Source organism: Affinibrenneria salicis (assembly GCF_008710095.1).
Genome location: NZ_VYKJ01000010.1, coordinates 50,565 through 62,546 on the forward strand (window position 1 = coordinate 50,565; position 11,982 = coordinate 62,546).

12 protein-coding genes are annotated in these 11,982 nt (G+C 52.3%); 7 read left to right on the plus strand and 5 right to left on the minus strand.

Annotated features, from left to right (window positions below; all coding sequences use genetic code 11):
* Positions 1-28: 28 nt before the first annotated feature.
* Genes FJU30_RS17825 through FJU30_RS17840 form a run of 4 tightly spaced genes read right to left on the minus strand, consistent with a single transcriptional unit; the run spans position 29 to position 4,498 of the window.
* The gene (locus tag FJU30_RS17825) at positions 29-781 is read right to left on the minus strand and encodes a fimbrial biogenesis chaperone (RefSeq protein ID WP_150436332.1); all 753 of its coding nucleotides are present in this window, start codon (positions 779-781) and stop codon (positions 29-31) included.
* Entirely contained in the window at positions 781-3,309 is a 2,529-nt protein-coding gene (locus tag FJU30_RS17830) for a fimbria/pilus outer membrane usher protein (protein WP_150436333.1), read from the minus strand. Before FJU30_RS17830 ends, FJU30_RS17825 begins: the two co-directional genes overlap by 1 nt.
* Positions 3,310-3,359: 50 nt before the next feature.
* A complete protein-coding gene (locus FJU30_RS17835) occupies positions 3,360-3,905 on the minus strand; it encodes a fimbrial protein (RefSeq protein ID WP_150436334.1) in 546 nt (181 codons plus the stop codon).
* A 53-nt stretch (positions 3,906-3,958) separates the two neighbouring features.
* A complete protein-coding gene (locus tag FJU30_RS17840; protein ID WP_150436335.1) occupies positions 3,959-4,498 on the minus strand; it encodes a fimbrial protein in 540 nt (179 codons plus the stop codon).
* Between the two features lie 843 nt (positions 4,499-5,341).
* Here FJU30_RS17840 and FJU30_RS17845 point away from each other — a divergent pair.
* The 6 genes from FJU30_RS17845 to FJU30_RS17870 all read left to right on the plus strand — a co-directional run bounded on the left by FJU30_RS17845 (position 5,342) and on the right by FJU30_RS17870 (position 10,332).
* Positions 5,342-6,061, plus strand: coding sequence for a winged helix-turn-helix domain-containing protein (locus FJU30_RS17845; protein ID WP_150436336.1), 720 nt, complete (start codon positions 5,342-5,344; stop codon positions 6,059-6,061).
* Positions 6,042-6,512: a FidL gene (locus FJU30_RS17850; protein ID WP_150436337.1), complete on the plus strand. Its 471-nt coding sequence runs from the start codon at positions 6,042-6,044 to the stop codon at positions 6,510-6,512. Before FJU30_RS17845 ends, FJU30_RS17850 begins: the two co-directional genes overlap by 20 nt.
* 203 nt (positions 6,513-6,715) lie before the next feature.
* On the plus strand, positions 6,716-7,816 hold the full coding sequence (mutY, locus tag FJU30_RS17855) for an A/G-specific adenine glycosylase (protein WP_150436338.1): 1,101 nt from the start codon (positions 6,716-6,718) through the stop codon (positions 7,814-7,816).
* On the plus strand, positions 7,813-8,085 hold the full coding sequence (locus FJU30_RS17860) for an oxidative damage protection protein (protein WP_150436339.1): 273 nt from the start codon (positions 7,813-7,815) through the stop codon (positions 8,083-8,085). The genes mutY and FJU30_RS17860 overlap by 4 nt, the downstream gene beginning before the upstream one ends.
* 56 nt (positions 8,086-8,141) lie before the next feature.
* Entirely contained in the window at positions 8,142-9,215 is a 1,074-nt protein-coding gene (mltC, locus tag FJU30_RS17865) for a membrane-bound lytic murein transglycosylase MltC (protein WP_150436340.1), read from the plus strand.
* A 46-nt stretch (positions 9,216-9,261) separates the two neighbouring features.
* Complete coding sequence (locus FJU30_RS17870) at positions 9,262-10,332, plus strand: helix-turn-helix domain-containing protein (protein ID WP_223881628.1); 1,071 nt, start codon at positions 9,262-9,264, stop codon at positions 10,330-10,332.
* Here FJU30_RS17870 and FJU30_RS17875 read toward each other — a convergent pair.
* The gene (locus FJU30_RS17875) at positions 10,295-11,335 is read right to left on the minus strand and encodes an alpha/beta hydrolase family protein (protein WP_150436341.1); all 1,041 of its coding nucleotides are present in this window, start codon (positions 11,333-11,335) and stop codon (positions 10,295-10,297) included. The genes FJU30_RS17870 and FJU30_RS17875 overlap by 38 nt on opposite strands.
* Before the next feature lie 229 nt (positions 11,336-11,564).
* On the opposite strand from FJU30_RS17875, the gene FJU30_RS17880 reads away from it, so the two are divergent.
* The gene (locus tag FJU30_RS17880; RefSeq protein WP_150436342.1) at positions 11,565-11,966 is read left to right on the plus strand and encodes a DUF2628 domain-containing protein; all 402 of its coding nucleotides are present in this window, start codon (positions 11,565-11,567) and stop codon (positions 11,964-11,966) included.
* The last annotated feature ends 16 nt before the right edge of the window (positions 11,967-11,982 follow it).

Here is an 11,982-nt window from a genome sequence, read left to right on the forward strand (position 1 = left end):
CAGTCGGCCGGCGTTTAGTCGATAACGGTTAGCTTTTTTGTTCAGCCAGACAAAGATTTTGCCGGCAGGAAAAATGTAATTCCGGGTGGCCGCCATAATCGTTGACGTAATATAAGTAGAAATCCTTCACCGCAGGATCCAGAACGTTAATATTCATCTCCGATTTCGGCGCAATCATAAATGCATTGTCATTAAGTAGTCGCACCGGCGTATCGCCATTTTGTTTCGGCTGGCGCAGAATTGTGCTGACGGTAATAAAATAGGGCGTTGGATTTTCCACAATAAATTGCGCGCCGGCTTTTCGGATGCGCAAGTTTTTCTGCCAGATTTCACTCTTGCCCGGTTTTATTTTTTCCGGTCGATAGAAAACCTTAATTTCCGACTGTACGGCGATCTGCAATACGTTCGCTTTTTCCGGTTTCGGCGGAATTTCCCGCACGTTAAGATAGAAAATAGATTCCCGATCCTGAGGAAGCTGCTCGACGCCGGCGGTTTTCACCAGCCGAATCAGACTGCGTCCGCCCGCCTCAAGCCGCTGCAGCGGCGGCAGCACGGTAAAAGGCGACGAAATTTTATTGTGCGACTCGTCAGTCAACCAGCTTTGCGCCAGATAAGGGCTTTTACCGTTTTGGTTAATTAAGGTTACGGTCGCCATTGGTTCGGTGCTGTCGAATATCACCCGAGTGCGATCAAGATTAATCGCGGCCTGAGCGGCGGGAAACGACATGCTGCAGCCGGCTAACCATAAGATCGGTCGCCAATAATAACGATGTGGTTTCATTATTCTTCTCCATTCAATTCGCGCCCTGCCGTCAGTGGGCGGCAGGGTAATAGCAGTTGATCAAAACGATTAAATTGCGCCGGAAGAACTATCTGGCACTGCGCTTTTCCGCCCCACAACAACGATAATTTCTCATTCGCCGCGACGCCGGTTAAATAAACCTGCCCGCCGTCGGTCACCATAGCGACTTCACGCCCGCCGCCGTTTCTGACCGTCGAGGCGAACGGCGGGTAACGACCGTCCTGCAGGGCGACCACGCCAAGCACTTTGCCGCCGCTGACCACGTCAAATTTGCGGTAGCCGATCGCGCCTTCGGTTAAGGTGCCCTGAACGATGGTGGTATTGGCTTCGATATCTTCCGGCAGATTGCGCACGTCGATCCGGGTCGCCACGTCGTAATAGCTGCTGGTGCCGGCGAGCACCGCAACCCCCTGACGGTTGGTTATCACGCTGCCGTCGGAGAAAGGCACGCCGGCTATTCCGCCGCTATCGACCATAATGCGGGTCCCGCCATTTATCCCTTTCTGGTGCGCGGCAATACCGTGACGGGTGGCGGTGATGCCGCCGCGCAGCGAGCCGTTGACATAGCTATAGGCATCCTGTTGCCAGGATAAGCCCAGGCTGGCGTCAGCCGCTGAGGCGATATGGTTATAGGTCGCGCTGACATAGGCGGTGTCGGTTTCGTCATAGCGCGCGCTCAGATTCCACGAGCGATTCGGGTCCTGCTGATTGCTGTAGGTGACGCTCTGCGTCGCCCGCCCGTTATAGCTGCCAAGGCCGTAGCTCACACGCTCGCGCTCGCGAAACGGAATAGACAGGTTGAGATAAAGGCTGTCGTCCGTTCGGTTGTTATACAACGTTCGCCAGGCGGACAGGCTGGCGGAGACGCCCTGCAGCGCGCCGATATCCAGATACTTGTTCAGCGAAAGGCCATAGCGGTTCTGCTGGCGGGCGTCCCAGAAGGTCTGCCGCGTATAGCTCAGATAGGTCGACATGCCGTCCAGCAGCGGGCTTTCGCTGTCAAAATTTTTCGATAGCGTAACGGTATAGCGCTCTTTCTCGCTGCGGTAAAAGCTCTGGTTATTCAGGGCATACAGGTACTGCGACATACTCATGTAGCCCTTTTCGGAAAAACGATAGCCGGCAAAGCTCACCTGACCATTAATCGCGGCAAAGCGCTTAGACCAGTTGAGAGAAAAAGAGTGGCCCTGCCTGGCTGCTTCCTGCGGCAGGCGGGCGCGCGACTGAGTAATATCCGCCGAGAAGGCCCCGAACAGATAAAGATTGCGCCCCAGCCCGACCGACCATGACTGATAGTCATCGGACAGCGTACTGCCGCCATACAGCGACCAGGCATTCGACATCCCCCAGGAGAATTCGCCCGCAGAAAACGCCGGCCCCTGAATATGGCGATCGCTGTTCGACGGGCGCCCCGCCGACAATTTGTACTGCACGCGGCCGGGTCTGGTCAGGTACGGCAGGCTGGCCGCCTCGGTCTGAAAGGTGGAAACGGAACCATCCTCTTCCGTAACAGTCACTTCCAGCGTGCCGGTTACGCCGCTTTTGAGATCCTGAATAGCGAAAGGCCCGGCAGGCACCGTCGTTTCATACAGAACCCGCTGGTTCTGCATCACCGTCACCGTCGCGTTCGACCGGGCCACGCCGCGGATCTCCGGCGCGTAACCGCGGAGCGCGGGCGGCAGCATATTTTCGTTGCTGGCCAGGCTGACGCCGGTAAAACGATAGCTGTCGAACAGATTGCTGTTGAGATACATTTCGCCCAGTTTTAGATCCGCCGACATAAAGGGCAGTGGACGATACGCATAAAACTGGTCCCATGCGAAACTATCGCGACTGTAGTCCGTCGTTTTATTGAGCAGGTAGCGGTAGTCCGCGCGGTAGCGCCAGGCGCCGAGATTAAAACCGGCGGTGCCGTAGCTGCTCAGATAGTGCGACATGTCGCCGCCGTGCACGCTGCGCCGCACGTTGCCGACCAGGTTGTAATCCAGCAGAACGCCGTTGATGCCGTTATCCCACTGTTCCGGCGGCGTCCAGTCGCTGTCCGAATATTTGAGCCAGGCCTGAGGAATGGTGACGTTTAAATCGCCCATGCCGATTTGATTCGAGATTTTCACGCCGCCGATAGCGGTTAAATCGGCGCACTGTCCCTCCTGCCGCCAGACAATCCGCTCTTTCGCTTCGGCTTTCAGCGCGAATTTTTCAACCGTAGCCGGATCGAGACACAGGACTGATCGCTGGCCTTCCGGCCCCGCCGGAAGATAGCGCACCTGACGCTGTTCGATGGTTTTCGCGTTGACCTTGATCGTCAGCACATAGTCGCCGGGGATGACATAATCCGGATCGGAGAAACGGGTAAGATCGATGGTATTTTGCTCATCGGTATCCAGCACGCTGGCATTGAATTCTGTCGCATAGCCAACTGCGGGGTAAAAAGAAACAATAAAGATGCCGTAAATACTTAGCCCCTTTACTCTCTTTATTCTTTCTTTCGGCAACAGCTTCATCATGAATAGATACCAATATAATTGTTTATATTAAAACCCGAAGGCGTTGCGAATTAATAATACAAAACCCTAAAGCTGATTAATGAATACCAACTTCCCGGCGTAATCGTTTTCATAACAGAGACCAGCTGTACCGCGAACTGAATGGTATTATCACCGTCTATCAATTGATGCTGAATACCGCTGCCGCCGGCAGAAATTACAGAATTGGCGCGATCGATAATCTTTAATGCAATGCCATCCGCATCGCCCGAAACGGCCCATAACGAGCTATCCTGCTCATTCGCCCGTCCCTCCAGAACAATATTCGCCGTACTCCAGCTTTGCTCCGGGTTCATCTGATTGGTTATGCGACATCCACGCAGTTTTATTTCCACCGTACGCAGGGCGATTATCGGACCTGATATATTGCTAATATCTTGTTGTCCCATATCGATACTCTGATCCGCGGACTCATCATCCAGATAACAAGGACTTTCTATTATTTTCCCGTCAAAACTGACCAGACCATTATGTTCATCCCACGCCAGGCAGGAAGAAAAAGAGAGCGAAAAAAACAAGAGGGTAACAACCATTCTGAGGAAGAAAAATGCATTCATTTTCGCTCTCGCCGTTGACCTGAAAAAATGGGCGTCCCTGCCCTTTTTATTCCTTACAGGTAAGAAATAACGAAGTTGGCGGTACTTTCAAAACTACCGGTCGTCACGGCCGTTGCAGAAGCGATCTTCTGGACATAAGAAGTAAAGGCGAAAGTGTTGTCGCCCTTCGCCAGGTTATAACCATTTACGGCCTTAGTCGCGCCATCGAAAGTGATTTTCTCGCCGGAATATTCGACAGCGATGCCGGCGCCGGTCGCGCCGCCGTTCAACGCCAGCAGCTTATTGTCCGAACCGGTTGCCGTACCGCCGGAGAATACGACGCTGGCGGTGGTCGCCGTATCAATGGCGCAATCCTTCAACGTAATATCGAAGGTTTTAATTTCAGAGGTTCCGCCATTTTCCAATACCGTTTTACTGATCTCGCCGAATTCGACAGTTTGCGCCAGATCGTCCTGAGAAACGGAGCAGGGAGTATCAATAATTTTACCTTTAAAGGTGACGGTACCATTATGGCTGTCTGCCGCCTGGGCGCCAGAAGCGGCGATGAAGGTTGCAGCGATAACAGATGCCAGAGCGAGTTTAGAGAATTTCATGAGTTCATTCCTGCTTTGATTAATATGGTTAAAACCTGCTTACTGATAGCTGATGACGGGAAAAATGCGCTTTCCCGCGTAATGAATTATCACGCTCATCCTTAATCAGCGATGCCGATGACAACGTTTTGTCTTTAACGCGCCATTGCTTTTCGTTCGCCCCTGACGATGTAAAGACAAAGAGATACCGTCACGGTGATGAACGAAGGATAATATACACAGCCGAAAACAAAACAGGCAAACATATTGCAAGATTAATTATTATTTAGATTTTATTTTCTTATTTTAATGTTTTATAGGTTTTTATTCTGATAACCGATATTTTTGTGTATCCCTTTAGCATGAAGGCTTTTACCGATTATTCAACGGAGATAATTTATTCAGTGATGGCAATAGCATCAGTAAAATCCATACAGAACCCCATCTGTCATAGCCCGATTCGGATTATTTAACATATGTAATATTAGATATTTTTATTTATATATACACTCTAAATAATTCTATTTTCAGGAAGGCTGGAAGAGAGTAAAAAAACGTCGAAACCGAATTTATCCGGCTAACGACGGACCGTTGGCAGGATTAAAGTATGCCGCGCATTAATCGCAGCAAAGCTGCTCAGGCAAGTGATTTGGCTGAACGAAAGCAGTCAACGCCGCCTGCCCCTGAAGAATGAAGAGTATAGAACTAAAAAAAACTATAGTTACTATAAACAAGGTGATTAAAACAGATAACAGGTAAAAAATAGTCTTTGACAAAAAACAGGTAAATTCCTAGACTATTTTACCGCTTCGTATCACCATATCGGAACACTTTGTAATTTCAGTTTGTGCAGAGCACCTATATATGGTTTATTTAATCAATAAAACGGTCATTTTTAGTGAAAAAGACAATACTCTTTCATGGTTTAATCGTCAGGATGAGACCGTCTCGCTGAGTCTGCCGGTTGCTAAGCTTTTAAATACGCTACTGAATAATCCAGGGGTAACGTTAAGCAAAGAGTTTCTCTTATCTGAGGTGCTGGAAAAAAACGCGCTTGCTCCGTCGCTGAATAACCTCAACAACTATATCTCTTTGTTGAGAAAATCGCTGCGTGATTATGAACTGGCAGAGCGGCTCATGACCGTGCCTAAAATGGGTATCATATTTAATGCAGAGGAGATTGAAATACTGGCCAATGAAACTTTGTCGCCGGTATTTATCGACGCCAACGCTACGCCGCCGCACAATGCCAGAAAAAAATTCTGGTGGTGTGTTTTTTTTGCCGGCACCGGCATCACGGTGGTCCTGGCGTTATCCTTTTACCTGACACTATCCGGCAGGTTTCCTCAGCGGGAAATTTTCAGGGATTACAAAGTAAAAAAATGCCAGCTCTATTATCTGGATGATGATCTGCCGGGGGAGTTTCCTGAAAGGTACAACGACCTGTGCCAGGACAATGTCAAAATATATTATTACACACGGATCATAACCATCCCTAAAATCGTCACCAGGGAAGAAGATATCATTATTGTTTGCAAATTCGACGGTAAACGGTGCTCAACCTATGTATATATTAAAAGTTAGGCGTATCTATATCTTCATTTCCGTCGCCGTATTAATCCTGCTGTTTATCGCGTTTTTAACCTATCATTACCATTCGTCCGCAAGTCAGTCATTGATGTGTCGGGCCGAGATCAACACCAGCATACGCGAAAAGCAAAGCGTCATCGTTAAAAGCTATGTGCTAAATTTTTATCTGGGCAAAAACGGCCGGGGCGCCATAGCCGTGAATGGTCTCTATATTAATGTAGGGCAACCGCCACACATCATAGAGCGTACGCTAACGTTTGATTACAACTGGAACGGCAATTATTTATCGATGAGAAACATCGCTATGCATAAAAATATGGTCGACAATTCACCAGACGATGCCATCCCCTATAGCCCGAATGAAGTGATCCGCTTTGAGATGCTCACCGATAACAGCTGGTTAATCAGCTCGTTCAGACCGGATTTCACCTGCAATATCCGTTAAATGCCGTAGCGCAGACGCGCCGTGCGCCGGAATATTGACACGCTCCCTGTCGGGAGAGCGGCGAAAACCGCCGCGCCGCTCATCGGTCCCGGCATTTGTCCAGCCCTGACGGGTTGCCCAGGAAAGTTCCGGTTTACAGTAAACAGACTCTGTGCTGGAATCCCTGTCTGACTTTTATCTGCTGGATATAGTGACCTCATTCTATGATGCAAGCGCCACAGTTCGCGCAACAGGTGCTGGACTGGTACCAACGCTTCGGACGCAAAACCCTGCCCTGGCAGATCGAAAAAACGCCTTATAAGGTATGGCTGTCAGAGGTTATGCTGCAGCAAACCCAGGTCAGTACGGTAATCCCCTACTTTCAGCGCTTTATGGCGCGCTTCCCTGACGTGACGGCGCTGGCCGACGCGCCGCTGGATGAAGTGCTGCATCTGTGGACCGGACTCGGCTATTACGCCCGCGCGCGTAACCTGCACAAAGCCGCCCGGGTGATAGCCGACCGGCACCAGGGCGTGTTTCCCACCCGTTTTGACGATGTAGCCGACCTGCCCGGCGTCGGGCGTTCGACCGCCGGGGCGATCCTGTCGCTGTCGCTCGACCAGCACTATCCTATCCTCGATGGTAATGTGAAACGCGTTCTGGCGCGTTGCTATACCGTTGCCGGCTGGCCAGGCAAGAAAGACGTGGAAAAGCAGCTATGGGCGCTCAGCGAGCAGGTGACGCCCGCCGCAGGCGTCAGCCAGTTTAACCAGGCGATGATGGATCTGGGCGCCATGGTATGTACGCGCAGCCGACCGAAATGCGAACTGTGTCCGTTGAACAACGGCTGCCTGGCCAGCGCCGCCCACAGCTGGGCCGAGTATCCGGGTAAAAAACCGAAACAGACGCTGCCGGAGAAAACCAGCTGGTTTTTACTGCTGCAAAACGACGACAAAGTCTGGCTGGAACAGAGGCCGGCCGTGGGCCTGTGGGGCGGTTTGTTCTGTTTTCCTCAGTTCAGTCTGCGCAGAGAGCTGGAACTCTGGCTGCAACAACGTGGTCTCAGTACTCAGCATCTGCAACAGCTGACCGCTTTTCGTCATACCTTCAGCCATTTTCATCTGGATATCGTTCCTGTCTGGCTGAAGCTCTCCCGGCCGCAGGCCTGCATGGATGAGGGAGTCGGTCTCTGGTATAACTTAGCGCAGCCGCCGTCTGTCGGCCTGGCCGCCCCCGTTGAGCGTTTATTGCGTCAGCTCAGCCGGTCAGGCGAGTCACAGCCAACGTTATTTGATCACTGCGCGATTAATGAGGAAGAAGCATGAGCAGAACTATTTTTTGTACGTTTTTACAACGTGACGCAGAGGGGCAGGACTTCCAGCTCTATCCCGGCGAGTTGGGCAAGCGTATCTATAACGAGATCTCCAAAGAGGCCTGGTCACAGTGGATGACCAAACAAACCATGCTCATTAATGAGAAAAAACTCAGCATGATGAATGTCGACGATCGCAAACTGCTGGAACAGGAAATGATCAAATTTCTGTTTGAAGGGCATGATGTGCAGATCGATGGATATACCCCGCCGGCCGACTAATTATTGCAGGGCCCGATGGCCTTTTTGACATCCTCATCCTGAAACGGCTTTTTACGATGAAGAAACTTTTAGCTCTACTGATCGTCGCGCCACTGCTGATTTCCTGCTCCGGGAATAAAAGCAAAGTCGCTCAAGAGGAATTTATCAAAGACACCAACGCCTTTGATATTCTGATGGGACAGTTTGCCAACAATATCGAGAACATCTGGGGCATGAACGAAGTGCTGATCGCCGGCCCTAAAGACTATGTAAAGTATACCGATCAGTATCAGACGCGTAGCCACATCAACTTTGATGCCGGCAGCATCACCATTGAGACCATTGCCGCGACCAATGTGCAGGCGCACCTGCGTCAGGCGATCATCACCACGTTGCTGATGGGCGACGACCCCAGCACCACCGATCTGTATTCGGACGCCAACGACATTCAGATCAGTAAAGAGCCTTTCCTGTATGGCCAGGTCCTGGATAATACCGGGCAGCCGATCCGTTGGGAAGGCCGCGCCGGCAGCTTCGCCGATTATCTGTTGCAAAGCCGTTTGCAGAGCCGCACTTCCGGGCTGCATGTGATCTGGTCGGTCACCATCCAGCTGGTGCCGAACCATCTGGATAAGCGCGCGCACAAATATTTGCCGCTGGTGCGCAAGGCATCGGAACGCTATGGCGTGGAGGAATCGCTGATCCTGGCGATCATGCAGACGGAATCCAGCTTCAACCCCTATGCGGTTAGCCGTTCCGACGCGCTGGGGCTGATGCAGGTCGTTCAGCACAGCGCCGGGCGCGACGTGTTTAAGATGAAAGGGAAATGGGGCCAGCCAAGCCGCAGCTATCTGTTCGACCCGGAAAACAACATTGATGCCGGCACCGCCTATCTGTCTCTCCTGCAGAATACCTACCTCGGAGGGATTCAGGATCCCACGGCGCGGCGCTATGCGGTGATCACCGCTTATAACGGCGGCGCAGGCAGCGTGCTGCGGGTGTTCTCCAGCGACAGAGAGCGCGCGGTTGATATCATTAACGGCATGTCGGCGGGCGATGTCTACCAGACGCTGACCACCAGGCATCCCTCATCTGAGTCGCGCCGCTATCTGTACAAAGTGAATAGCGCTCAGAAAAACTACCGGCCATAATTGCTGGCGTCAGCGGACTGCCGGCAGCCACTGCCGGCGGTCCGCGATGACAATCGAACCCAATACAGAGGCCGATATGCCGGAAATCCCCATACCTTTTATTACCGCTTTCCTGCTGCTGGTGCTTTTTCTGCGTATTCGCCTTATGCGCGGTAAAGGTCGCCCGGCGAAAACAGAAACGGCATTTATCGCCATCAGTTGCCTTTCCATCATCCTGTGCGGACTAAACTGGGGAACGACCTTCTCGATTCCGACCTTCTTTCAGCCGATTGTCGCTGCGACCGTACCGCCGCTATTTTGGCTGTACGCGGCCTCGGGCAAAGCAAACGAAAAGCGGCGAGCGTGGCGCCATCTTCTTCCGCCGCTCTGCGTGGCTGTATTGCTGGCGACAGAAAACCCCGGTCGCTGGCCGCTGGTCGATTTGTCGCTCATGATGATTTTTGCCGGCTACGGCATCGCGCTGATTCATGCGGCTCTCGACAGATCAACGGACTGCGGCGACGCGCGGCGCTTATGGCAGAAAGCGCCATTTTGGGCTGGGGTTTACTTTGTCGTCTCCGCCATCATCGATATCATTATCGCGCTGGAGCTGGACGTTGGTAACGGCCAGCGGGTGCCGGAGATTATCGGCGTAGCCCATATAGCGACCCTGCTTGTGCTGACCTTTTTTATTGTAACGAAGAAAAGCGCCCCGGCGGAAAATAAGCCGTCGAACAAAACGCAGCCGGCCAGCGACGGGGATCTGGAACTGGCGGACAAACTGGAACAATTCATCCGCATAAATCGCCTTTATACCGATCCGAATATGACGCTTCAGCGCCTCGCGCGGAGAATGGGCATCCCCGCCAGGCATATTTCGGAAACCATTAATCGGGTCTACGGACGCAACATCTCGCAGGTCATGAATAGCTACCGGCTCGATGAGGTAAAGCGACTGCTCAGCCAGACCGACTCGCGCATTACAGACATCATGTTAGATTGCGGTTTCCAGACCAAATCAAATTTTAATCGCGAATTTTTAAAAGCCACCGGCATGACCCCCAGCCAGTGGCGACGCGCAAACGCCGCGCCGTCATCCGCTATTGCCGACGCCACGCCTGCGTCAGAAAATCGCTGATCTTATCGATTAACAGCCGGTGAATTGACTCGCGGGAACCCGTTTTGCCGTCGAGACAGATCATACCGTCGCCGGGATTGGCCTCATTGAGGATCGCTTCCGCGCCCGCCTTGCAGCGTTGCATAAAACTAAAGTGAGTCGCCTCAGCTATTTCCCAATAGCCTGTCGACTGGCGCGGCAGATACTGCATCAGGACCCGTGACTCCAGCGCGGCCGGCAGCGCCGGATTCGGCGCGCCAGCGGCGACAACCAGTACCGGCACCGTGACCGCTGCCAGACTCTCCGGAGTAAACCCTCTTGCCATTCCCAGGTCGAGCGAAACCACGGCGCTAATCCGCACATCCCGCGCCGACTGATCAAGCCGCGCCCGCGACGCGTCGTCTTTGCCGGCGCCCATCTCCTGATAGACCTGACAAGAAGCAAGCTGCGGTTGCGTCAGACAATCCCGTTCAAAGCGTTCGCTATTAAAACGCGCACCGGCCAGCGACAGCGCCGTCCAGCCGCCCAGCGAATGTCCGATAACGGCAATCCGCCCGGACGCGGTATGACCCGCAATAGCCGAATCCGCCAGCAGGGCGGTAATTACCCGACTGATATCATCAGGCCGCAGCCAAAGCTGCGCCGCCACCGCCGGCTTCATGTCCCATGACGATGTACCGGGATGGTTCGGCGCCGCCACGATATAACCTTTTTGCGCCAGCGCGTGGGCCAGCCAGAGTTGATTACGCCAGTTGCCGCCATAGCCGTGAGAGATGACGACCAGCGGATGCGCTCCGCTTTGCGGCTGAGCGTGCTTTATCACCGGCACGCCGAAAAAAACGGGATTCTCGCCAACCGATATCGCTTCTCCGCCGCTCTCCGTCGGATACAGTACTGCGACATTAAGAGAACGCGTTCCCGTCGGATCGGGCAAATTCAGATCGCGGTACCCCACCGATTGAGACGCCAGTGCAGAAAAACTCGTCAGCCAGACACAAATAAACAGGGTTAATGCAGATTTCATCGTAGTGCGCTCCTTATTGAAAGACGAAATCGATTTTCACTCACCGGGCGCGCCAGACGCGACCTGAAACGCTATTCAGTACTTTTTTATTCGCAGAAATTTCCCGGATTCGGTAGCTATTCAGGCTGATTAGCAGGGATGGAATTTTGTTGGCGAAGCTGCGAAGCGGAGGTAGAATGCGCGGCTACTTTACTTAGTTTAACTATTCACGATGGGGAGTATATCTGATATGGACGATAACGCCGGCCAAAAATACCCGCAAAGATGGCAGACCCGCTTCGCTTTTTTTGACAAGCACGGCGCGCCGAAGACAAAGGAATACAAAGCGGCTTTCAAGAAGGAAAAAATTCCCGCGCGCTTTCTGATAGGATTCAACATCCTCGCTTTTTTCTTTGGGTTTATCTATTTCTTTGTTCTCGGCCTGTGGCGAAAAAATCTGTCTTTATTAGCCGCAACCGTGGGCATCGGCTTTCTTGCCGGAATTCTTGAACTCATAACCGGCCACAAAGTATCCCCTGTCGCCCTTAATATGGTATGCGCTTTAATGTGGGCCACCACCGCCAATTATGCTTATTACCTGAAAGAAACCCAAAACAGTAAAAGCTGGAACCCGTTTGAAGGCACCTTCTAAAAACAGGCAAAAAGTA